A 21519-nucleotide genomic window follows, 5' to 3' on the forward strand; every position below is an offset into this window, starting at 1 on the left:
CGATCTAGGCGCGCAAGTCGCCGGAGTGCGATCGCGCCAGCGCGGTCTGGATGTCGTTGCGATCGATGACCCGGAACGTCAACAGCAGCAGGCCGTAGACCGCGACGCCTGCGGCGATCAGGATGATGAGCGTGGCCGCCTGGAGCAATCCGTGCGCGCCGGATATCGGGGCCAGCAACCGCAGGGCGAGCCACAAAACTCCGCCCATCACCAGCGCCGCCAGCGTAATCCGTGGCAGGCGCCGGCGCGCTTCCGTATCGATGGAAAATCCAAAGCCGGCAGCCATGCTGCGGGCGAGGCTCGCCGCGCTGCTCCATGCGCCGAGCGCCATCGCTAGGGCTACTCCGCAGACTCCGACCATCCATCCGAGCGCGACCGCAGACACGATTGCGACCGCGATTCCCTTCAGTGTCGCAATCAACGGCATCATCGTGTCGCCACGCGCGAAAAACGCCGGAGACAGCGCCTTGATCAGGATATGGGCGGGAAGGCCGAGGGCAAGGCAGCCGAGCGCCAGCGCCGTGGCGCGCGTGTCGGCCGTGGTAAACGCGCCGTGCTCGAACAGCACGCGAACGATAGGCTCGCTGAGAACGATCAGGCCGAGCGTCGCGGGCAAGGCGAGCGCCGCCGCAAGCTCGATTCCGCGGGATTCGGCATGGACCGCCGCCGTTCTGTCGTCTTTGCTGAGGGCGCGGCTCATTTCCGGCACCAGCACGGTGCCGATGGCGACGCCCACCATTCCCAGCGGCAGTTCGATGAGGCGGTTCGCGAAATAAAGCCACGACACCCCCGACGGCGACATCGAGGCGACGACCGCGCCGGCGACAATGAGCAGCTGCGGCCCGGAATTCGCGATCATGCCGGGCACGGCCTTGCGGGCGAAATCCCGCATCCCGGGGCCGAACGATATGCGCAAGGGACTTGCGAGATCGTCGCGGCGGGTCAGAAGCGCAAGCACCGCGAGTTGCAGCAATCCCGCGATGCCGACGGTCGCCGCCATCACCAGCGCGGCAAACTGTGAGTCCGGTTGCAACCACAGCAGCAGCGCGGCGGCGAGAATCAGGGCGACGTTGAACAACAGCGGCGAGAAGGCGGCGATCGCGAAGCGATGCCGGGCGTTCAACAGGCTCATGATGACGGCCGCGGGGCCCGCGAAAGCGAGATAGGGCAGCATCAGCCGTGCGTCGGTGACGGCGAGTTGCAGGCTCTCGCGACCGACGAAACCGGGCGCGAGCATCCCCACGAGAAGCGGCATCGCCACGCCGGCGACGGCGGCCAGCGCGATCAGCGTCGCGCTCACGGTTGCGAGCACGTCGCCGGCGAAGGCTGATGCGGCGGCAAGGCCGCTGACCTCGCGCAGCCGCATCCACGCCGGCACCAGCGCCACGTTCAGGGCGCCTTCACCGAGCATCCGGCGGATCACGTTGATGAACTGAAACGCCATCAGGAAGGCGTCGGCCACCGGGCCCGCGCCGAGCAGCGCCGCGGTCAGCGCGTCGCGCCCGAATCCGAGCAGGCGCGAAGCCAGGGTGCCCGAGGAGACGGTGAGGATGGAGCGGATCATGGCGAGGCCGGCGTACCGTGCTTGATGGCATGGAAGCGCCATGATAGGCGGCACCTTCACGGGCCGGGAGTCTGAGCGGATTCCTCACCATACCGCAATTGCCGCGACGGGATATTTTTAATGGCTGCAGCGAAATACGACGTGCTTGCGATCGGCAATGCGATTTTCGACGTTCTGGTGCGAACCGATGAGGGGTTTCTCGCCGCCCACGGCATGACCAAGGGCGGAATGGCGTTGATCGACGAAGCGCGCGCGGCCTCGATCTATGCCGACATGGGGCCTGCGACCGAAATGTCGGGCGGTTCGGCCGCGAACACCATCGTCGGTCTCGCGGGGTTCGGGGCCCGCACCGCCTATGTCGGCAAGGTGAAGGATGACCAGATCGGCCGCCTCTATATTCACGATATTCGCGCCGCGAAGGTGGCCTTCGATACGCCGCCGGCATCCGACGGTCCCGCCACCGGCTGTTCCTACATACTGGTGACGCCGGACGGCGAGCGCACCATGAATACCTATCTCGGCGCGGCGCAGGATCTGTCGTCGGCCGATATCGATCCGGACGCCGTCGCGGCGTCGTCGATCCTCTATCTCGAAGGCTATCTGTGGGACCCCAAAGCCGCCAAGGAGGCGTTCCTGAAGGCCTCGCGGATCGCGCATGACGCCGGCCGGCAAGTCGCGCTGACCCTGTCGGATGCGTTCTGCGTCGATCGCTATCGTGACGAGTTTCTTGCATTGATGCGCGACGGCACCGTCGATCTGATCTTCGCCAACGAGTCTGAACTGCACTCGCTCTACCAGACGTCCGACTTCGATACGGCGCTGGCCCAGCTACGCCAGGACATCGCGCTCGGCGTCGTCACCCGCAGCGAGAAGGGCTGCGTGGTCGCGACGGAGGGCGGCGTTGTCGCGGTGCCGGCGTGTCCGATCGACAATCTGGTCGATACCACGGGAGCCGGCGATCTGTTCGCGGCGGGGTTTCTGTTCGGACTGGTGCGCGGCGCGAGCCACGAAGACGCGGGGCGGCTCGGCGCGCTCGCCGCCGCCGAGGTGATCCAGCACATCGGCGCGCGGCCGCAGGTGTCGCTCAAGGAACTGGCGCAAGCGAATCGGCTGCCGGTATAGGGGAGCGAAGCGCTCGATCCATGTTTTGACGCGTTGTCTGTCGGCGAATCGGTAATCCACTTCGCCGGAAAATGCTCTGAAACGATCAGTTTTCCGGCAGCGGAATGAATTCGTGCTCGTTCGGCACAGGCGCGAAGCGGCCGGTTTTCCAGTCTTCCTTGGCCTGTTCGATACGCTCCTTGCTCGAGGAGACGAAATTCCACCAGATGTGCCGTGGTCCCTCCAGCGCATCGCCGCCGAGGAACATCATCCGCGTCGGCTGTGTCGCGCGCACCGTGATGCGGTCGCCGGGCCGGAAAACCAGCAATTGCGGCGCCTGGTGCCGGTCGCCCGCGATCTCGACCTCGCCGTCGACGATATAGATCGCGCGCTCCTCGTGGTCAGCGTCAAGCGGCGCGCTCATGCCGGCCTCGAGCGCGACCTCGGCGTAAAACCACGGCGAAACCATCTCGACCGGCGAGGTCGCGCCGAAGGAGCGGCCGGCGATGACGCGGGCGCGGAATCCCTTGTCCTGCACCGTCGGCAGGCTGTCCGCGCCGTAGTGCTGGAAGGTCGGCGCGATCTCCTCCTTGCCTTTCGGCAGGGCGATCCAGCTTTGCAGGCCGAGCATCGCCTGCCCGCTAGCGCGCTGCGCATCCGGTGTGCGCTCCGAATGCGCGATGCCGCTTCCCGCCGTCATCAGGTTCATGGCGCCGGGCTGGATTTCCTGGATGTGACCCTCGCTGTCGCGGTGCATGATGCTGCCGTCGAACAGATAGGTGACCGTGGCCAGTCCGATATGCGGATGCGGCCGGACGTCCATCCCCTTGCCGGACACGAACTGTATCGGGCCGAAATGATCGAAGAAGATGAACGGGCCGACCATCTGCCGCCTGCCATGAGGCAGCGCGCGGCGCACGGCGAATCCGTCGCCGAGATCACGGACGCGCGGGATGATCACAAGTTCGAGCGCATCGCATGATTGGGGGTCGCCGAGCGCGGGATCGTTGGAAGGAAGCCAGCTCATATTGCCTCCGGCAGGTCATGACGATTTTGAGTCCCGATTATCGTGCGCGGGTGCGAGATTGACAACCGCGCGCGGCGGAAAGAACCTCAGCCCGAATTCAAGAGGCTGTTGCGTTGGGCCGGAAGCGGTTTGCGGAGAGGCTGTACCATTCGACCGCCACGCCGCGAGGCCCTGGGCGACGCGCTTTCATGCGCTGTTGCCATAGCCGGGTTGCGAGGTCGCCGACGCCCGCCTCAGTCGAACAGGCCGAACGGATCCCACCCGGCGTTGCGGGCGTAGCGCGGACGCTCGAAATCCGGCGCGATCCTTGCAGGACGGGCATGAGCGAGTTGCTTGCGCGTCGCCGCCCTGGCCGTGGGTTTTGGCTGTTCCGGGATCGCTTCCTTCGGCATTTCCGCGCGAGCTTCGTAGACATGATTCGCCGGCAGATAGCGGAGCTGGCGTTCCCACTGCAAACGATGTGGTGTGGGCGCCAGCGTGGCGATGTTCGGATAGACGACAGGACGGGAATCCTGCTTCGTTCGCTCGAAGCGCTGTCCCGGGTAGCGCCGGTTCTCCATCGAACCGGGCGTCTCCGTCTCTCCGACGGCTCGCTCAATGCGGCTCGCAAATCCGGATTCTGCGGAAGAAGGTTTCGCGACGACGACCGGTGTGGAGTAATAATCGACCTTGGCCTCGCGCTCGCCGGGCCACATCAGGTCCACCGCATAAAGCAGGCCCATCAGGCAGCAACCCATCACCACGAAATAACGGAGGACCGGCATCATACTCACCAACGCCTACTACTCGGACAATTCAACGCGACCCGTAAGATTAGGTTCCTGATGTCGGGCTCAGGTTCAAGCGAATATCGGAAATATGGTTCACGCTCCCGAGACCGGGAACCTAGCCGCAGATTGCCACGTGGATGTGACCACGAGTCGTCGCCGGGCGCGGCGGCGGAGTTCGTTAACCGCCGGTTCCTCCGACCGTTATCCGCTCCATTCGCAACGTCGGCTGACCGACGCCGACCGGCACGCCTTGACCGTTCTTGCCGCAGGTGCCGACGCCGTCGTCCAGCGCGACGTCGTTGCCGATCATGGTGATGCGGTGGAGGTCGGTCGGTCCGTTGCCGATCAGCATGGCGCCTTTCAGCGGCGCTCCAACCTTGCCGTTTTCGATCCGGTAGGCCTCGGTGCACTGGAACACGTATTTGCCCGAGGTGATGTCGACCTGGCCGCCGCCGAAATTCACGGCATAGATGCCGTTCTTCACCGAGGCGAGGATTTCCGCCGGATCACGATCGCCCGCCGGCATATACGTGTTGGTCATCCGCGGCATCGGAACATGGGCGTAGTCCTGACGGCGGCCGTTGCCGGTCGGCTTCATGCCCATCAGCCGCGCGTTCTGTCGGTCCTGCATATAGCCGACCAGGATGCCGTCCTCGATCAGCACGGTCCGGCTGGTCGGCGTGCCCTCGTCGTCGATGGAAAGCGAGCCGCGCCGCGCGGAGATGGTGCCGTCGTCGACCACGGTGACGCCCTTGGCCGCGACCTGCTGCCCCATCAGTCCCGCGAAAGCCGAGGTCTTCTTGCGGTTGAAATCGCCCTCGAGGCCGTGTCCCACCGCTTCATGCAGCATCACGCCGGGCCAGCCCGGACCGAGCACCACATCCATCTCGCCGGCCGGCGCGGGGATTGATTCGAGGTTGATCAGAGCCTGGCGGATCGCACCGTCCGCGACCTCGCGCCACGCCTTGCTTTCCACGAAACGGGCATAGCCTTCACGGCCGCCATAACCCTTGCTGCCGGTTTCCTGCCGGTCGCCCTGCCCCGCGACGACGGAAATGTTCACCCGAACCAGGGGGCGGATATCGCGATAGGTTTCGCCGTCCGGCCGCATGATTTCCACGACCTGCCATGTCGCGCCGAGGCTGACGGATACCTGACGCACCCGCGGATCCCTGTCGCGCACATAGGCGTCGATCTCTGCGAGCAGCTTGACCTTGGTCTCGAAACCCAGCCCGTCGAGCGGATTGTCGTCGCCGTAAAGCCGCACGTTGGTATGGCCGGGAGCGACCGCGAAGGCGCCCTGATAGCCGCCGCGCACGGCGCCGACGGCATCGGCGGCGCGGATCAGGGCAGCCAGCGAAACATCGGACGAATGGGCGTAGCCGACGGCGTCGTCCTTGACCGCGCGAAGGCCGAAGCCTTGCGAGGTGTCATAGGTCGCCTGCTTGAGCCGGCCGTTGTCGAACATCAGCGCTTCGCTCTGGCTGTATTCCAGAAACAGTTCGCCGTCGTCCGCGCCTCGCAGGCCCCGCGCAATCTCGTGACGGACGGAATCGCGGTCGAGATGCGCGCGGTCGAGCAGGGAGGCGGTGATGGGGCTGGTCATGCGAACTCCGGATGCAACGGGCCCGTTCCGTGCGGTTCAGGCGGACAGACGTTCAAGAACAGACGTTCAAGATAGGTATGATTGCCACCAAACGGGAGGCTTGTCCGATAAAACGCACCCAAAGCATTCTCGCTTCTGACGGAATCAGAAGCGAAACGCTCAGGGCAGCTTATCGTAACCTTCGCCGAGCCCGTTCAGGCTGAGCGGAAAGCCGATGCCTTCCTCGGGCGTTTCAAAGATGATGAATGTCGCCGTCTTCGCGCTGCGCAACTGTCCAAGCAGCTTGTCATCCAGAACCACCTCGGCGACGCAGCCGTTGGGGAGGCAGCGCACGAAACCGGCGCGGCCGACGTCGGCATTGTCGAGCTTCAGTCCGAGGCCGGAGGGCAGCAACACGCCGAGTGGCGCCACCACGCGCATCAGGCGGCTTTTCTGGTCGGCGGTCTTGAGCACGATCACCGTCAGCCCGGCATTGGAGCGGTCTTCGGCCACCACGCTCTGGATCAGGGCGCATTGTTCGGCCTTCGCGCCGGGAGGGGTGTCGCAGCGGATCTGCCAGTCGCCGTGAACCGATTTGACGGCTCCCTGGGCCTTGGCCGCGCTGGCAAAGCCGGCAACCAGAAGTGCGGCGGCCCCGCACGCCAGAATACGGAGCGGCTGACGCCGGGCCGTCCTGCGCGAAGAAGATGCATATCCGATATGCTGCTTAGAAGCCTCCATCCGGGTCGATCCTCTGCTTTCGACCATGCCTTGCCCCGCCTGACGGTCAGTGACGGCGCCTTGAAGGTGGTCCGGCCCGGATCAGCCCGAACCACGGCCGAATCTGCGAAGCGGCCCAAGCCCCTGTGCCTACATCGGACAATCCGCCTGTCAAGCGGCGTGCTCCCCTGAAACGCCGGGTTGCGCGCTGTCGGGTTGCGCGCTGCTTCGTCGGCCGGATGCGTTGATCCGCCCGGCGCGGCCCGCGCCGCGGTTTGAAGCATCGCTCAACTCGCTGTCCCTGGTCCCTTGCGAGGCGCGCCGAATTATGGTTTGAGAGAGGCGGCTTTGGACGCATTCTAGCCAAACGGCGCGCAGGCTGTTCGCGGATGCGTTACATGAGCGGCAGGCTCGTCGTCGGCGGGAACTGCTTAGGGGGTTGTTTAGGGTGAATTTATGACAAGGAGCGCGAGCGGCATGAAGATGTCGATGGGCCAATATGGCCGCCGGTTTGGCCGCCGGTTTCTGGGATTGGCGTTTGGAGGAGCGGCTTTTGCCGCAGGTGGCGCGGCATTTGCGGCGGATGAGATAGGTCAGCCGCATGCGTGGGGCTTTGATCTTCAGCAGGGCGTGACGCCTGTGATGGAGAGCATTGCGCGGATGCATAACGGGCTTCTGGTGGTGATCACGCTGATCACGCTGTTTGTGACGGCCTTGCTGGTTGTTGCGATGGTGCGGTTCAACGCGCGCTCCAATCCGGTTCCGTCGAAGACGACGCACAACACGATGATCGAGGTTGCGTGGACGATCATCCCGGTTCTGATCCTGGTCGGCATTGCGGTTCCCTCATTCCGTCTTTTGTTTGAGCAGCTTGACCTTCCGAAGGCTGACCTGACGGTGAAGGCGACCGGCAAGCAGTGGTACTGGACCTACACCTATCCGGACAACGGCAAGTTCGAGTTTGACTCGCTGCTGGCGCAGGACAAGAAGCCGCGTCTGCTTGCGGTGGACAACGAGCTGGTTGTTCCGGTGAACAAGGTGGTCCGGGTTCAGGTGATCGGGGCTGATGTCATTCATTCCTTTGGAGTTCCGTCGTTCGGCATGAAGGTGGACGCGATTCCGGGTCGTCTCAACGAGACCTGGTTCAAGGCCACGAAGACGGGCATTTTCTACGGCCAGTGCTCTGAGCTGTGCGGCCGGGACCATGCCTTCATGCCGATTGCGGTTCGCGTGGTGAGCGAGCAGGAATTTGCGGCGTGGGTTGAAGTCGCGAAGAAGAAGTTTGCCTCGAACCCGGCGAACGCGGTGGCGTCGGCTGCCGGCGTGATGCAATAGGCGTCGCGTCGGGCGATTTCGACGACGAGGGGCGGCGCCTGCGAAGGGGTCGCCCGCCAGGGTTCGAAGGACTTCAAGGGACGAAAGACAGGATTAGACAATGGCAACAGCATCTGCTCACGACCATGCCCATGACGATCATGGCGACCATGCGCACCACCCGACAGGGTGGAAGCGCTTTGCGTATTCGACCAATCACAAGGACATCGGGACCATGTACCTGGTGTTCGCCATCGTTGCGGGGATCATCGGCGGCCTGATGTCGATGGGCATCCGGGCGGAACTGATGTACCCCGGGATACAGGTTTTTGATCCCGCGCATACCTACAACGTGTTTGCGACCAATCACGGCCTGATCATGATCTTCTTCATGGTGATGCCGGCGATGATCGGCGGCTTCGGCAACTGGTTCGTGCCGCTGATGATCGGCGCGCCCGACATGGCGTTCCCGCGCATGAACAACATCTCGTTCTGGCTGCTGCCGGCGGCGTTTGCGCTGCTGCTGATCTCCTCATTCATGGAGGGCGAGCCGGGCGCGACCGGAGCGGGCACGGGCTGGACGCTGTATGCGCCGCTGTCGACGAGCGGTCATCCGGGTCCGGCGGTGGACTTCAGCATCCTGTCGATCCACCTTGCGGGCGCCTCCTCGATCCTCGGGGCGATCAACTTCATCACCACGATCTTCAACATGCGCGCGCCTGGCATGACCATGCACAAGATGCCGCTGTTCGTCTGGTCGATCCTGGTCACCGTGTTCCTGCTGCTGCTGTCGCTGCCGGTTCTGGCGGGCGCGATCACGATGCTGCTGACCGACCGTAACTTCGGCACCACGTTCTTCGCGGCCGATGGTGGCGGCGATCCGGTGCTGTTCCAGCATCTGTTCTGGTTCTTCGGCCATCCCGAGGTGTACATCCTGATTCTGCCGGGCTTCGGCATGATCAGCCATGTGATCTCGACGTTCTCGAAGAAGCCGATCTTCGGATATCTGGGCATGGCCTACGCCATGGTGGCGATCGGCGGCATCGGCTTCGTGGTGTGGGCGCACCACATGTACACGGTCGGCATGGTGTCCTCGGCGCAGGCTTACTTCGTCGCGGCGACCATGGTGATCGCGGTGCCGACGGGCGTGAAGGTGTTCTCGTGGATCGCCACGATGTGGGGCGGCTCGATCGAGTTCAAGACGCCGATGCTGTTTGCGATCGGCTTCATCTTCCTGTTCACGGTCGGCGGCGTGACCGGCGTTGTGCTGGCCAATGCGGGCGTTGATCGCGTGATGCAGGAGACCTACTACGTCATCGCGCACTTCCACTACGTGATGGGCATTGCCGCGGTGTTCGCGATCTTCTCGGGCTGGTACTACTGGTTCCCGAAGATGTCGGGCTACATGTACAACGAGACCATCGGCAAGCTGCACTTCTGGGTGATGTTCATCGGCGCCAACATCCTGTTCTTCCCGCAGCACTTCCTCGGCTTGCAGGGCATGATGCGGCGCATGGTGGACTATCCGGATGCGTTCGCCGGCTGGAACGAGATCTCGTCCTACGGCGCCTTCATCACGGGCTTCGGCGTCATCATCTTCCTCTACGGCCTGGTCGACGCCTTCGCGCGCAAGCAGCAGGCGGCCGACAATCCGTGGGGTGAAGGCGCGACGACGCTGGAATGGACGCTGTCCTCACCGCCTCCGTTCCACCAGTTCTCCACCCTGCCGAAGGTGCAGTAAGCAGTCATGTGAATGTGCGCGGCGCGCTCACGCGCCGCGCACCCAACAAAGCGGGTAGTATCGTGTCGGTTGTCGATCAAAAAGCCGTTGAGCTGCCGCCCCGGATCTCGGAGGCGGGTGTCGCCGATTACTTCGCGCTGCTGAAGCCACGAGTGATGTCGCTCGTGATCTTCACCGCGCTGGTCGGGCTGATGATTGCGCCGGGCCATATTCACCCGGTGCTGGGCTTCATCGCGATCCTGTGCATCGCGGTCGGAGCCGGCGCCTCCGGCGCGCTGAACATGGCGCTGGAAGGCGATATCGACGTGCTGATGTCGCGCACGGCCAACCGGCCGATCCCGCGCGGCCGCATCACCCGCGGCGAGGCGATGGGGTTCGGCCTCACGCTGTCGTTCTTCTCGGTGATGACGCTCGGCGCGCTGGTCAACTGGTACGCCGGGGGGCTGCTCGCCTTCACGATCTTCTTTTACGTGGTGATCTACACGATGGGGCTGAAGCGGCGGACCGCGCAGAACATCGTGATCGGCGGCGCCGCCGGCGCGCTGCCGCCGGTGGTGGCGTGGGCGGCCGCGACGGGGTCGTTGTCGGTTGAGCCGCTGCTTCTGTTCTTGATCATCTTCTTCTGGACGCCGCCGCATTTCTGGGCGCTGGCGCTGTTCCGCTCCGACGATTACGCCCGCGCCGGGGTGCCGATGCTGCCGGTGGTCGCCGGTCCCGACGCGACGCGGCTGCAGATCCTGCTCTACACCATCGTGCTGGTGGCGATCGCCGCCGCGCCCTGGCCGCTCGGCTACTTCGACTGGGTCTATGGCGTCACCTCGCTGATCCTCGGCGCCGGCATGCTGGTGCTCGCGATCGAGGTCTATCGCCACCGGACCGGAAGCCAGGCGCTGCGCGCCACGCGGCGGCTGTTCGCCTTCTCGATTCTCTATCTGTTCGCGCTGTTCGCCGTTCTGCTGCTCGATGTGGTCGCGAAGGCCGTCGCGCCGTTGATCTGGTAGAGGGGCGCATGAACCGATGGACAGCAACGACAAGCCGGCCGGAGACCGGATCGTTCTCACCGAAGCTCAGAAGAAGCGCCGGCGCGAACGCTCGATCGCGATCGCCTGCGCGCTCGGCGTCCTGGTCCTGCTGTTCTTCGCGGTCACCTTCATCAAAGGGCCGGGCGTTCTCGTCCGTCCGGTGTGATTGAGAATGACGGACGCGTCGCAACACCAGCAATCCGCGGCCCCGGCCTTGCCGAAGGCCGCGCCGCGCATCGGCCGCGACGTGAAGGTCGGCGCCGCCTGCGGCCTGGTGGTCGCATTGATGCTCGGAGCGGCCTATGCGTCGGTGCCGTTCTACGACTGGTTCTGCCGCGTCACCGGGTTCAACGGAACCACGCAGGTGGCAGGGAGCGCGCCGCAGGCGGAGCCGCTGGCGCGCACGGTGACGGTGCGTTTCGACTCCAACGTCTCCGGCGGGCTGCCCTGGAAGTTCGAGGCGGAACAGACCGCGATAGAGGTGCGGGTCGGCGAGGTCACCACCGTGCATTACGCCATCACCAACGAGTCGGCGTCGCCCACGACCGGACAGGCCGCCTATAACGTCACGCCGCTGGCGGTCGGATCATACTTCACCAAGATCAACTGCTTCTGTTTCACCGAGCAAACCCTGGCGCCCGGCGAGAAGCGGGAGATGGCCGTCGTCTTCTATGTCGATCAGGCCTTCGCCGCCGACAAAGAGTACGACGGCGTCAACACCATCACCCTGTCCTATACCTTCTTCCCGGTGAAGAATGCCGCGCCCAGGCCGGTGGCGGCAAACGAGCCGGACAGGCCAGGGGGAAGCATCTGAGCTTCGAGGGCCGACGCGTTTAGTTACCGACGCGTTTTGTTGTGAGACCAATAGGTGCCCAATACCGCCGGCACCGCTAAGGGAGAGAGACCGCAAATGGCTACGGCGCAAGTCAAGCACGATTACCACCTGGTCGACCCGAGTCCGTGGCCGATCGTAGGCGCGACCGCGGCTTTCATCATGGCCGTGGGCGCGATCCTGTGGATGCATCATATGACCGCGGCCGCGCCGATCATCTTCGGCATCGGCGTGGTCGGCGTGCTCTACACCATGGCGAGCTGGTGGGCGGATGTGATCCGCGAAGCCGAGCACAAGGGCGATCACACCCGCGTGGTGCAGATCAGCCATCGCTATGGCATGATCCTGTTCATCACCTCCGAGGTGATGTTCTTCGTCGCCTGGTTCTGGGCCTTCTTCAACTCCGCGCTGTTCCCGGGCGACCCCGTGCATGTGACGCGCGAGGCCCTGTTCGGCGGCGTCTGGCCGCCCAAGGGCATCCAGACCTTCGATCCCTGGCACCTGCCGCTGCTCAACACCCTGATCCTGCTGACCTCGGGAACCACCGTGACGTGGGCGCACCACGCCCTGCTCAACGGCGACCGCAAGGGACTGAAGTGGGGCCTGATCCTGACCATCGCGCTCGGCGCCATCTTCACCTGCGTCCAGGCTTATGAGTATCAGCACGCCGCCTTCAGCTTCGCCGGCAACGTCTACGGCGCCACCTTCTTCATGGCGACCGGATTCCACGGCTTCCACGTGCTGGTCGGAACCATCTTCCTGATCGTCTGCCTGTTCCGCGCCAACGCGGGACACTTCACCCCCTCCCAGCACCTCGGCTTCGAGTTCGCCGCCTGGTACTGGCACTTCGTCGACGTGGTGTGGCTGTTCCTGTTCGTCTGCATCTATATCTGGGGCAACGGTGCCGCCGCCATGGCCCACGCCGCACACTGACCGCCAACCCGGCAAAAACAACAATAATCAAGGGCGGCCATAAGGCCGCCCTTTCTCTTTTCGAGCTGTCCGTCTGATTTCTTCTTTATTTCAAGAGGCTTTATGATACGCAGCGCCTGTCACCGACATTGACGGCGGCTCGTGGCATCAGACGTAAGGCAACAAACTTCGGCGCTTGGGGGCCGGCTTGACGCACTATCTTTCGACACGGGGAGAGAATCAAAAACTCGGTTTCTCTGATGTGATGCTGGCCGGACTCGCACGGGACGGCGGTCTCTACGTGCCGGAGGTCTGGCCGCAATTGCGGCTCGATACGGTTGCCGCCTTTTTCGGCAGGCCCTACTCGGAGGTAGCCGTTGAGGTGATCCGGCCGTTCGTGGGCGGAGATATCGCCGACGTCGACCTCGCTCGCATGGCCAACGAGGCTTATGCGACCTTCCGGCACCCCGCGGTGGTCCCGCTCGATCAGATAGGCTCTCAACAGTTCCTGCTGGAACTGTTTCACGGTCCGACGCTGGCGTTCAAGGACGTGGCGATGCAGTTGCTGTCGCGGCTGATGGACCACGTTCTGGCGAGACGCGGCCAGCGCACCACCATCGTCGTGGCCACCTCGGGTGACACCGGCGGCGCGGCAGTGGATGCATTCGCCAACCGTGCGAATGTTGATCTGATCGCCTTGTTCCCGGACGGCCGCATTTCCGAGGTGCAGCGACGCATGATGACGACGACGGCCGCGCCGAATGTTCATGCGCTTGCGGTCAAGGGCACGTTCGACGACTGCCAGGCGATCGTGAAGGGCCTGTTCAACAATCACCGCTTCCGCGACGAGGTATCGCTCTCGGGAGTCAACTCGATCAACTGGGCGCGGATCGTTGCACAGGTAGTGTATTACTTCACCTCTGCGGTCGCGCTCGGCGCGCCCGCGCGCGCCGTTGATTTTACCGTGCCGACCGGTAATTTCGGCGACATCTTCGCCGGTTACGTCGCAAAGCGCATGGGACTGCCGGTACGCCGGCTGCGGATCGCCGCCAACATCAATGATATTCTGCCGCGCACGCTGAAGACCGGAATTTATGAGGTGCGCGAGGTTCACGCCACCTCTTCGCCGTCGATGGACATTCAGGTGTCGTCGAACTTCGAACGGCTGTTGTTCGAGGCGACCGGGCGTGATGCCGCGCAGGTGCGTGCGCTGATGGCCTCGTTGCAGCAGTCCGGCCGTTTCGCGCTACCGGAGTCGGTTCTGGCCGCGATGCGCGCGGATTTCGATGCCGAATGTGCCGACGAAACGGAGACCGCGGCCACGATCCGCACGGCGTGGCGCGAAGCCGGAGATCTGCTCGACCCGCATACGGCTGTTGCCTTGACGGTGGCCGATCGTGACGCGGCGGAGTCGCGCGTTCCCAACATCGTGCTCGCCACCGCCCATGCCGCCAAGTTCCCTGACGCCGTTGAGGCGGCCTGCGGCGTACGGCCGCCGTTGCCGGCCTGGCTCGACGGCTTGATGACCCGGCCCGAGCGGATCACGATCGTGAACAACGATCAGGCAGAAATCGAACGGTTCGTGCTGTCCGTCAGCCGCGCCGCCAATCACGGAGTTACCGGATGAGTGTCAATGTCACGAAGCTGTCGTCCGGCCTCACCGTCGTGACTGATGACATGCCACATCTGGAAACCGCCGCGCTCGGTGTCTGGACCGGAGTCGGCGGCCGTGACGAGAAGCCGGACGAGCACGGCATCTCTCACCTTCTCGAACATATGGCGTTCAAGGGCACCACCACGCGTTCGTCGCGGGCGATCGCCGAGGAGATCGAGGCCGTCGGCGGCGATCTCAACGCCGCTACCGGGGTCGAGACGACGGCTTATTACGCGCGGGTGATGAAGGCCGACGTTCCGCTCGCGCTCGATGTGTTGAGCGACATCCTGTCCAACCCGATCTTCGACGCAAAGGAGCTCGAATGCGAGAAGGGTGTCATCGAGCAGGAAATCGGTGCGGCGCAGGACACCCCTGACGACGTCGTTTTCGAGCAACTCAACGAACTCTGTTATCCCGACCAGCCCATCGGCCGTTCGCTGCTCGGAACGCCCGAGACGCTGGAGCGATTCAACAGCGATATGCTGCATGGTTACCTCAAGACGCATTATCGCGGGCCGGACATGGTGGTGGCGGCGGCGGGTGCGATCGAGCATGGGATGGTTGTTGCCGAAGTCGAGCGCCGCTTTGCCGGTTTCGACGCCGCGCCGCCTCCGCAGCCGGCGGCGGCGACATTCGGCCACGGCGGCTCCAGGGTAGTGCATCGCGATTTGGAACAGGCGCATCTGACGTTGGCGCTGGAAGGGGTGCCGCAGACCGACGGCTCGCTGTTTTCCCTCCAGGTGTTCACCAGCGTTCTTGGGGGCGGCATGTCCTCGCGACTGTTTCAGGAAGTTCGTGAGAAGCGCGGTCTGTGCTACTCGATCTATACTTTCCATGCACCCTATGCCGACACCGGCCTGTTTGGGCTCTACACCGGCACCGATCCGAGCGACGCGCCTGAAATGATGGAAGTCATCGTCGACGTTATCAGCGAAGCCGTGGAAACGCTGACGGAAGCTGAGATCGCGCGCGCGAAGGCGCAGATGAAAGCTGGCCTGTTGATGGCGCTGGAGAGTTGCAGCGCCCGCGCCGAACAATTGGCCCGGCATATGCTCGTTTATGGACGGCCCCAGAGCGTCGGGGAATTGACCGCCAGGATCGACGCCGTCAGCGTCGAATCAACGCGTGATGCGGCGCGCGGCCTCCTGGCCCGCAGCCGTCCCGCTGTCGTCGCGCTCGGCAGCGGAAGGGGGCTGGACAGCGCAGTCGCTTTCGCGGAAGGATTGGCGCAGTCGAAGGCCCGGATCCTGCTCCACTAGAGCTTTTTCCGGCGAAGCGGATATCGGTTCGCCGAAGGAAATGCGACGAGACATTCACTTCCTGAGCATGATCCGATTCAACGTGGTCAGATTAAAATCTGAGAGCCACATCTTGAATCCGTCAAAAGCGTGATTCGAGCGGGAAACTGTTGGGGGTTCGGGGTCGAGGAACGACCATGGCTTTGTTTCGTCTGTCGTCCAGCGCGCCTGCGCTTGCGCCCCGGGGGCACGGTCTTTTCCTGCGTGCGCCCGAGATGTCCGACTTTCTGCAATGGAGACAGCTTCGCGAGTGCAGCCGCGCCTATCTGACCCCATGGGAGCCGATCTGGCCCGCCGACGATCTCACGCGCGCCGGATTTCGGCGGAGGTTACGCCGCTACGCGGAGGATATCGCTGATGACAGGTCCTATCCGTTCATTGTGTTCCGTGAATCCGACGGCGTGATGTTGGGTGGAATAACGCTCGCCAATGTCCGTCGCGGCATCGCGCAGGCGGGCACCATCGGATACTGGATAGGCCAGCCGCATGCGGGGCAGGGCTACATGACAGCCGCGCTGCGAGTGCTGCTTCCGGCCCTGTTCGGCGAACTGAACCTGCATCGCATCGAGGCTGCCTGCATTCCCAGCAACGCGCCGTCCATCCGCGTGCTGGACAAGTGCGGCTTCACGCGGGAGGGGCTGGCGCGCCGCTATCTTCGCATCAACGGAATCTGGCAGGATCACCTGCTGTTCGGCGTACTGCACGATGATCTCCGGAGCTAAAGCGTTTTCGAGCGAAGTGGATACCGGTTCGCCGCAGGAAAATGCGACCAGACAACATTCCTTGGTGCATTGGTCCGTTTCAACTTGATCGAATCATGCACTAAAGTGTTTCGAACGAGCCGCTGCTGATCCTCGGCCCTAGAGCATGATGAGTTTAGATTTGGTTGTATCCTGCATTGACGAAGTAGTTGGCGCATTCAGCCGGTGCAACGGTTTCGAGGATCGGAGCGATAGCATTGTAGACGGCCTCGGTGGTCCGCTGCGCGGCTTTGCGTAGCCAGTGTTTGAACTTGGCAAAGAACTGCTCGATCGGGTTCAGATCAGGCGAGTATTTCGGCAGGTAGAAGAGCCGGGCACCGGCGGCACGGATGACGCGACGCACGGCGCTGGCCTTGTGCGAGCCGAGGTTGTCCATAATGACGATGTCGCCGTGCCGCAGGGTCGGGACCAGAACCTTCTCGATGTAGAGAAGGAAGGCTTCGCCGTTGATCGGCCCCTCGATGAACCACGGCGCGGTGATGCGATCGTGGCGCAGAGCGGCCATAAAGGTCATGGTCTGCCAGCGGCCATGCGGCACCTTGGCTCTGATGCGTTGACCGCGCGGCGCCCAGCCCCGCAGCGGCGCCATATTGGTTTTGGTCCAGGTCTCATCGATGAACACCAGCCGAGTGGGATCAATCCGATCTCGATACTTGGTCCATTGCGCTCGCCGACGGGCGACATCGGGACGATCCTGCTCTGCAGCAATCAGCGTCTTTTTTTGTAACTGAGCTTCACAGCGTGAACGAACTCCCACATCGTGCGGTAATCGACCTTAAGGCCACGCTCGGCAAGTTCGGCCACCAGCCCGCGCACGGTAAAGTCCTTTCGGCACCGTTGCAGCAGCCATTCGCGGTGCGGCCCCGCAATCTTCTTTGGCCTATAGCCGCCGATCTGGCTTGGCGCGACGCTGCCGGTCTCGTGGAAGCGTTGTACCCAGTTGATCGCCGTGCTGATGCCCACCCCAAACTGGGCCGCAGCCTGATGCCGCGACAGGCCGCCTTTAACGACAGCACGCACTACCCGCTCACGAAGGTCGTTCGAATAGGCTCGTCCCATCCATGCTGGCCTCCTTCCCAGTCAGCATGTTGAATCAGATGAATTCTGATTTGGGAATCTCAATCGATTCAAAATAAACCCATCCCGCTCTAGCTCCGGGATAGCTTCGCTCGATAACGCGATAGCGACTTTGGTATGACGCCTTCGGCTTGCTATAAGGCCGCGCATGAGAACCAACGATCGGATGATGACGTGAAATGCTTGATGTTGCTGATACCGCCGAAGGCGAGCCGGGGGCTGCCGGGCGCTTCCGGTGCTTTCCCTGGGGCGGCCTTTTCCTGAGTCGATTTTCCTCGCTGATGACCATGGTCGCGGTTTGCTGCACGGTTGCCGCTTTCCCGGTGCAATCGCAGTCGCTCGGCGATCGCTTCAAGGGCATGTTCGGCATCAGATCGCAGCCGGAGCAGACAGCGCCGGCACCCGGCGACACGGCTTCCGTGCCCGATTATCTGACCTGCCCGTCCGTCGCCATTCGTTCCGGAGCATCGACCTATGCTGTCGGCGAGTCGGGCAAGCCGGCGACAGGCGCCGAGGTCCGCTATCAGGCGACGATCCGCGACACCGCGCGAGAATGCGATTACAACTCCGACACGCAACAAATCTCGGTCAAGGTCGGTATTCGTGGGCGAGTCATCGTGGGGCCGGCGGGGGCGCCACCGACCGTGGAGGTGCCGTTGCGCGTCGCGGTGGTCGAGGACGGCATTTCCCCGAAAACGATTGCCACCAACGCCTATACGATCACGGTGAGCCTGTCGGATTCCGGAGGCGGAATCTACAGTTTCGTGTCGGACGACCTCTCCTATCCGGCGCCCCAGGGCGCGGCCGCCGATCGCTACGTATTCTACGTCGGGTTCGATCCGCAGGCGCTGAAACCCGAACCGCGCATGAACCGAAGGCGACAGAGATAGAGTGCGCTTCTGCCTCCGACGGAATCAGAAGCGGGGCTCTCGGATCCTGATCTGACGCGGCGTCCTTCGCGCCGACCGGCATATAGCCAAGATAAAATGAAAGCAGCGGCTGCGTTGCGCTCGCCTCATAGGCGGGTGATTTTGCGCAAGCGATTTTGTCAGCACACCGAGGGCGTTGGATCGTCGTCAATGCGTGCGCATGATAATGCCGCTCGGTTGCTCGCGGGCACCGTTTGCGAAACAAAAAAGCCGGGACGAGCAGTTCTCGCACCGGCTTGTCGCGTTTGGGCGAATTTAGAGCCCGATTCCGATAGAGTCAGAAGCGGGCTCTATGATTTTGATCTGACGCGCTTTCTTCACGCGAACCGACGCTTCGCTTGAAAACGCTCTAGTTGAGCTTGGAGCGAACCTCGCTGACGCCTTGAACGAGCAGTTCGTCGGCAAGCTGACCCTTCACCGAGTTCGACAGGATCGAGGAGGCTGCGGCGACAGCGGCGTCGGCCGCGGCCGCGCGGACATCCGCGATAGCCTGAGCTTCCGCCGAGGCGATCTTACCTTCCGCGCTTTTAGTGCGGCGCGCGACGAAATCCTCCATCTTGGCCTTCGCTTCTGCCGCGATGCGCTCGGCTTCGGCTCTGGCCGAAGCGATGATGTCCTGCGCCTCGCGCTCGGCGCTCGCATGGCGGGCTTTGTAGTCGGCCAGCAGCTTGGCGGCTTCATCCTTAAGGCGGCGCGCGTCGTCCAGTTCGTTCTTGATGCGCGCGCTGCGACGATCGAGAGCCGACAGCACCGTGCGGTGAACGCCCACATAGGCGAAGACGCCCATTAGGAGGAGGAAGGCTATGGCAACCCAGGTTTCCGGTTCGGCAAGCATTGTCCCCGTCATCCCTTCATGGAGGCGTCGACGGCGCTATCGACGAGCTTGGAGTCGGGCGTTGCGCCGGTCAGTTGCTGGACGATCGCCGTTGCCGCATCGCTTGCGATGCCGCGGACGTTGCTCATCGCCGCCGCGCGCGTGGAGGCGATGGTTTTTTCGGCGTCGGCGAGCTTGACGGACAGCCGTTCCTCGAGCGCCTTGCGTTCGGCTTCCGCGGCCGCATTCAGCTTTTCGCGGGTCTCGTTGCCGATCGCCTGCGCCCGGGCGCGCGCCGCGGCGAGTTCGGCCTCATAGGCCTTCAACGCGGCGTCGGAATCGTCCTTCAGCTTTTGCGCTTGTGCGAGGTCGCCCTTGATCGTGTTCTCTCGGTCGTCGATGGTCTGGCGGACGCGCGGCAAAGCCAGTCGCGATGAGATCAGATAGAGCGCGACGAACGCGATCGTCAGCGAAACCAGCTGAGACGCGAACGTCTCCTTCTGGAACGGCGGGAACGGGGCCTTGTGGCCACCATCGGCTTCGGTGTGGGCCGTCGCACCGTGTGCGTTGCCATGACTTTCAGCCACGGGCTTCTCCTCTGCGGTTGATCGGGACCCGGCTTTCCAGGCCCCGTCAGCCGGTCAGTGATCTTAAAGTGCGAACAGCAACAGCAGGGCGATCAGCAGCGAGAAGATGCCGAGCGCTTCCGTCACCGCGAAGCCGAAAATCAGGTTGCCGAACTGGCCCTGGGCGGCCGACGGATTGCGTACCGCGGCGGCAAGATAGTTGCCGAAAATGATACCCACGCCGGCGCCGGCGCCACCCATGCCGATGCAGGCAATACCAGCGCCAATGTACTTCGCGGCAATCGGATCCATGAAACAAACTCCTTGCTGAGGCTGTGAGAGTGACTTTGGAGGGCAACCGGTCCTAGTGACCAGGATGAATTGCATCGTTGATGTAGATGCAGGTAAGGATCGTGAAGACGTAGGCTTGAAGGAATGCGACCAGCAGTTCGAGCGCGGTGAGCGCCACGACCAGCGCCAGCGGCAGCACGGCGCCGAACACGCCGACGATTCCCATCGCCCCTAGCATGGTGACGAAGCTCGCGAACACCTTCAGCGTGATGTGGCCGGCGAGCATGTTGGCGAACAGACGCACGCTGTGCGAGACCGGCCGCGACAGGAACGAGATCACCTCGATCGTCACCACCAGAGGCAGAATCACGACCGGAATGCCTGATGGCACGAACAGCTTGAAGAACCTCAGGCCGTTTTTATAGAAGCCGTAGATCAGCACCGTGAAGAAGACCAGGAATGCCAGCGCGGCGGTGACGATGATGTGGCTCGAGATCGTGAAGGTGTAGGGGATGATGCCGACGAGGTTCGAGACGGTCACCAGCATGAAGATCGAGAACACGAAGGGAAAGAACTTCATGCCCTCCTTGCCGGCGGTGGTGCGTATGGTGTCGGCCACGAATTCGTAGCTGATCTCGGCGATCGACTGCATCCGCCCGGGGACGAGCCTGCGGCCGGTTCCCAGCATCAGAAGCGATGTCAGGGCGACGGCGAGAAACATGTAAGCGGAGGAATTGGTGAAGGCGATTTCCTGCCCGCCGATGTGGCCGATCGTGAAGATTGGCTCGATGTTGAACTGGTGGATCGGGTCCATCATCCGCGTGTAACTTTCGATCTGCCGGAAAGCCGGCGTTCAAGCAACTCAGTCACCCCGACGGCCATCCGTCATCGGTCTTTCTGTTCGGGAATCACGCCCGCCGACCGCATCACGTTGATCACGCCGGCGGCGAAGCCAAGCAGGAAAAACACGATCAGTCCCCAGGGCGAGGTCGACAGCAAGCGGTCTACTCCCCAGCCTATCAACGCTCCGACCGCAACGCCCGCGATCAATTCCGAGGACAGGCGGAAACCGCGCGCCATCGCCGAGGCTCTGGCAGCTCCGTCCCCGCTTCCATCACCGGATCGGTCAGTCTCGCTCCGGCCGGGTCCACGAAGCCTGGACAGCCGCTGATCGAGATTCCCGAGCCTTTCGGAAAGCGCAGCCTCGTCGGGAGCCGAATGCTCGCGATCTCCGTGCCCGCCGCTGTTTTTGTCCGTGCCGTCAGACATGTCCTCGACACCCGACATAACGCCGCGATCTTCAGGAAATTACGCCCGTTACCCTCAAAAGCCGCGCGGACCATACTGACGGCCCAAGGTCAAGTCAAGATTGCGTCGTATGAGATTAGGACATTGAATTGGCTGGCTTTATTGTGGAAAAGCAACCCGGATGCGCCGAGTTGCCGCGCTGCGAAAGCGGCTTTCGCGAAGCGGCGGCTTGATTCTGGCGAGGCGGACGCGCCAGCAGGCGCAAGAATGCTCGCCTTTGGAGACCTCGAGGG

22 protein-coding genes are annotated in these 21519 nt (G+C 63.3%); 11 read left to right on the forward strand and 11 right to left on the reverse strand.

Annotation, left to right across the window (positions count from 1 at the left end):
- Window positions 1-4 precede the first annotated feature (4 nt).
- Window positions 5-1564 carry a murein biosynthesis integral membrane protein MurJ gene (gene murJ / locus NWI_RS01140; protein WP_041344639.1) on the reverse strand — a complete coding sequence of 520 codons (1560 nt, stop codon included), beginning with the start codon at window positions 1562-1564 and terminating at the stop codon, window positions 5-7.
- Window positions 1565-1684: 120 nt separating this feature from the next.
- Between murJ and NWI_RS01145 the strand changes: the two genes are divergently transcribed.
- The gene (locus NWI_RS01145) at window positions 1685-2686 is read left to right on the forward strand and encodes an adenosine kinase (RefSeq protein WP_011313553.1); all 1002 of its coding nucleotides are present in this window, start codon (window positions 1685-1687) and stop codon (window positions 2684-2686) included.
- An 85-nt stretch (window positions 2687-2771) separates the two neighbouring features.
- Here NWI_RS01145 and NWI_RS01150 read toward each other — a convergent pair whose 3' ends face one another.
- The 4 genes from NWI_RS01150 to NWI_RS01165 form a co-directional block, all read right to left on the reverse strand.
- A complete protein-coding gene (locus NWI_RS01150; RefSeq protein WP_011313554.1) occupies window positions 2772-3692 on the reverse strand; it encodes a pirin family protein in 921 nt (306 codons plus the stop codon).
- Window positions 3693-3925: 233 nt separating this feature from the next.
- Window positions 3926-4459, reverse strand: a complete 534-nt coding sequence (locus tag NWI_RS01155; protein WP_148203746.1) for a hypothetical protein — start codon at window positions 4457-4459, stop codon at window positions 3926-3928.
- Between the two features lie 181 nt (window positions 4460-4640).
- Window positions 4641-6068, reverse strand: a complete 1428-nt coding sequence (tldD, locus tag NWI_RS01160) for a metalloprotease TldD (protein ID WP_011313556.1) — start codon at window positions 6066-6068, stop codon at window positions 4641-4643.
- Between the two features lie 159 nt (window positions 6069-6227).
- Window positions 6228-6788, reverse strand: coding sequence for an invasion associated locus B family protein (locus NWI_RS01165; protein WP_430691776.1), 561 nt, complete (start codon window positions 6786-6788; stop codon window positions 6228-6230).
- A gap of 456 nt (window positions 6789-7244) precedes the next feature.
- On the opposite strand from NWI_RS01165, the gene coxB reads away from it, so the two are divergent.
- The 9 genes from coxB to NWI_RS01210 all read left to right on the forward strand — a co-directional run bounded on the left by coxB (window position 7245) and on the right by NWI_RS01210 (window position 16262).
- Window positions 7245-8102, forward strand: coding sequence for a cytochrome c oxidase subunit II (coxB, locus tag NWI_RS01170; RefSeq protein ID WP_011313558.1), 858 nt, complete (start codon window positions 7245-7247; stop codon window positions 8100-8102).
- Window positions 8103-8202: 100 nt separating this feature from the next.
- Window positions 8203-9822 (forward strand): cytochrome c oxidase subunit I, encoded by a 1620-nt coding sequence (gene ctaD, locus NWI_RS01175; RefSeq protein WP_011313559.1) that lies wholly within the window; start codon window positions 8203-8205, stop codon window positions 9820-9822.
- Window positions 9823-9884: 62 nt separating this feature from the next.
- Complete coding sequence (locus NWI_RS01180) at window positions 9885-10823, forward strand: heme o synthase (protein WP_011313560.1); 939 nt, start codon at window positions 9885-9887, stop codon at window positions 10821-10823.
- 16 nt (window positions 10824-10839) lie between these two features.
- Complete coding sequence (locus tag NWI_RS01185) at window positions 10840-11010, forward strand: hypothetical protein (protein WP_011313561.1); 171 nt, start codon at window positions 10840-10842, stop codon at window positions 11008-11010.
- Window positions 11011-11016: 6 nt separating this feature from the next.
- Window positions 11017-11658 (forward strand): cytochrome c oxidase assembly protein, encoded by a 642-nt coding sequence (locus NWI_RS01190; protein ID WP_011313562.1) that lies wholly within the window; start codon window positions 11017-11019, stop codon window positions 11656-11658.
- Window positions 11659-11754: 96 nt separating this feature from the next.
- Window positions 11755-12609 carry a cytochrome c oxidase subunit 3 gene (locus NWI_RS01195; protein WP_011313563.1) on the forward strand — a complete coding sequence of 285 codons (855 nt, stop codon included), beginning with the start codon at window positions 11755-11757 and terminating at the stop codon, window positions 12607-12609.
- A 187-nt stretch (window positions 12610-12796) separates the two neighbouring features.
- Window positions 12797-14215 carry a threonine synthase gene (gene thrC, locus NWI_RS01200; RefSeq protein ID WP_011313564.1) on the forward strand — a complete coding sequence of 473 codons (1419 nt, stop codon included), beginning with the start codon at window positions 12797-12799 and terminating at the stop codon, window positions 14213-14215.
- Window positions 14212-15501 carry a M16 family metallopeptidase gene (locus NWI_RS01205; RefSeq protein WP_011313565.1) on the forward strand — a complete coding sequence of 430 codons (1290 nt, stop codon included), beginning with the start codon at window positions 14212-14214 and terminating at the stop codon, window positions 15499-15501. The genes thrC and NWI_RS01205 overlap by 4 nt, the downstream gene beginning before the upstream one ends.
- Window positions 15502-15677: 176 nt before the next feature.
- Entirely contained in the window at window positions 15678-16262 is a 585-nt protein-coding gene (locus NWI_RS01210) for a GNAT family N-acetyltransferase (protein ID WP_011313566.1), read from the forward strand.
- A gap of 154 nt (window positions 16263-16416) precedes the next feature.
- Here NWI_RS01210 and NWI_RS16580 read toward each other — a convergent pair.
- A protein-coding gene (locus NWI_RS16580; RefSeq protein WP_187147962.1) for an IS630 family transposase occupies window positions 16417-17360 on the reverse strand; the annotation gives its coding sequence in 2 pieces (ribosomal slippage) (window positions 16417-17022 and window positions 17025-17360; 942 coding nt in all).
- A gap of 197 nt (window positions 17361-17557) precedes the next feature.
- On the opposite strand from NWI_RS16580, the gene NWI_RS01225 reads away from it, so the two are divergent.
- A complete protein-coding gene (locus tag NWI_RS01225; protein WP_011313569.1) occupies window positions 17558-18268 on the forward strand; it encodes a hypothetical protein in 711 nt (236 codons plus the stop codon).
- Window positions 18269-18656: 388 nt separating this feature from the next.
- Here the strand turns inward: NWI_RS01225 and NWI_RS01230 are convergent, their stop codons facing one another.
- From NWI_RS01230 to NWI_RS01250, 5 genes are all read right to left on the reverse strand, one after another.
- Complete coding sequence (locus NWI_RS01230; protein ID WP_011313570.1) at window positions 18657-19142, reverse strand: ATP synthase subunit b 1; 486 nt, start codon at window positions 19140-19142, stop codon at window positions 18657-18659.
- An 8-nt stretch (window positions 19143-19150) separates the two neighbouring features.
- On the reverse strand, window positions 19151-19708 hold the full coding sequence (locus NWI_RS01235; RefSeq protein WP_011313571.1) for an ATP synthase subunit b 2: 558 nt from the start codon (window positions 19706-19708) through the stop codon (window positions 19151-19153).
- A gap of 63 nt (window positions 19709-19771) precedes the next feature.
- Window positions 19772-19999: a F0F1 ATP synthase subunit C gene (locus tag NWI_RS01240; protein WP_009796340.1), complete on the reverse strand. Its 228-nt coding sequence runs from the start codon at window positions 19997-19999 to the stop codon at window positions 19772-19774.
- A 52-nt stretch (window positions 20000-20051) separates the two neighbouring features.
- The gene (locus NWI_RS01245) at window positions 20052-20795 is read right to left on the reverse strand and encodes a F0F1 ATP synthase subunit A (RefSeq protein WP_011313572.1); all 744 of its coding nucleotides are present in this window, start codon (window positions 20793-20795) and stop codon (window positions 20052-20054) included.
- Window positions 20796-20863: 68 nt separating this feature from the next.
- On the reverse strand, window positions 20864-21247 hold the full coding sequence (locus NWI_RS01250) for an AtpZ/AtpI family protein (protein WP_011313573.1): 384 nt from the start codon (window positions 21245-21247) through the stop codon (window positions 20864-20866).
- Window positions 21248-21519: the final 272 nt, after the last annotated feature.

This window comes from Nitrobacter winogradskyi Nb-255 (genome assembly GCF_000012725.1).
GTDB lineage: Bacteria > Pseudomonadota > Alphaproteobacteria > Rhizobiales > Xanthobacteraceae > Nitrobacter > Nitrobacter winogradskyi.

What these genes read in the sequence shown, in the direction of transcription:
- NWI_RS01245 (WP_011313572.1), bottom strand. Translation starts at nt 20,795, where the DNA reads ATGATGGACCCGATCCACCAGTTCAACATCGAGCCAATCTTCACGATC.
- NWI_RS01165 (WP_430691776.1), bottom strand. Translation starts at nt 6,788, where the DNA reads ATGGAGGCTTCTAAGCAGCATATCGGATATGCATCTTCTTCGCGCAGG.
- NWI_RS01240 (WP_009796340.1), bottom strand. Translation starts at nt 19,999, where the DNA reads ATGGATCCGATTGCCGCGAAGTACATTGGCGCTGGTATTGCCTGCATC.
- NWI_RS01185 (WP_011313561.1), top strand. Translation starts at nt 10,840, where the DNA reads ATGGACAGCAACGACAAGCCGGCCGGAGACCGGATCGTTCTCACCGAA.
- NWI_RS01230 (WP_011313570.1), bottom strand. Translation starts at nt 19,142, where the DNA reads ATGCTTGCCGAACCGGAAACCTGGGTTGCCATAGCCTTCCTCCTCCTA.
- NWI_RS01195 (WP_011313563.1), top strand. Translation starts at nt 11,755, where the DNA reads ATGGCTACGGCGCAAGTCAAGCACGATTACCACCTGGTCGACCCGAGT.
- NWI_RS01155 (WP_148203746.1), bottom strand. Translation starts at nt 4,459, where the DNA reads ATGATGCCGGTCCTCCGTTATTTCGTGGTGATGGGTTGCTGCCTGATG.
- NWI_RS01225 (WP_011313569.1), top strand. Translation starts at nt 17,558, where the DNA reads ATGCTTGATGTTGCTGATACCGCCGAAGGCGAGCCGGGGGCTGCCGGG.
- NWI_RS01145 (WP_011313553.1), top strand. Translation starts at nt 1,685, where the DNA reads ATGGCTGCAGCGAAATACGACGTGCTTGCGATCGGCAATGCGATTTTC.
- NWI_RS01205 (WP_011313565.1), top strand. Translation starts at nt 14,212, where the DNA reads ATGAGTGTCAATGTCACGAAGCTGTCGTCCGGCCTCACCGTCGTGACT.
- ctaD (WP_011313559.1), top strand. Translation starts at nt 8,203, where the DNA reads ATGGCAACAGCATCTGCTCACGACCATGCCCATGACGATCATGGCGAC.
- NWI_RS01150 (WP_011313554.1), bottom strand. Translation starts at nt 3,692, where the DNA reads ATGAGCTGGCTTCCTTCCAACGATCCCGCGCTCGGCGACCCCCAATCA.
- NWI_RS01250 (WP_011313573.1), bottom strand. Translation starts at nt 21,247, where the DNA reads ATGTCTGACGGCACGGACAAAAACAGCGGCGGGCACGGAGATCGCGAG.
- coxB (WP_011313558.1), top strand. Translation starts at nt 7,245, where the DNA reads ATGAAGATGTCGATGGGCCAATATGGCCGCCGGTTTGGCCGCCGGTTT.
- NWI_RS01210 (WP_011313566.1), top strand. Translation starts at nt 15,678, where the DNA reads ATGGCTTTGTTTCGTCTGTCGTCCAGCGCGCCTGCGCTTGCGCCCCGG.
- tldD (WP_011313556.1), bottom strand. Translation starts at nt 6,068, where the DNA reads ATGACCAGCCCCATCACCGCCTCCCTGCTCGACCGCGCGCATCTCGAC.
- NWI_RS01190 (WP_011313562.1), top strand. Translation starts at nt 11,017, where the DNA reads ATGACGGACGCGTCGCAACACCAGCAATCCGCGGCCCCGGCCTTGCCG.
- murJ (WP_041344639.1), bottom strand. Translation starts at nt 1,564, where the DNA reads ATGATCCGCTCCATCCTCACCGTCTCCTCGGGCACCCTGGCTTCGCGC.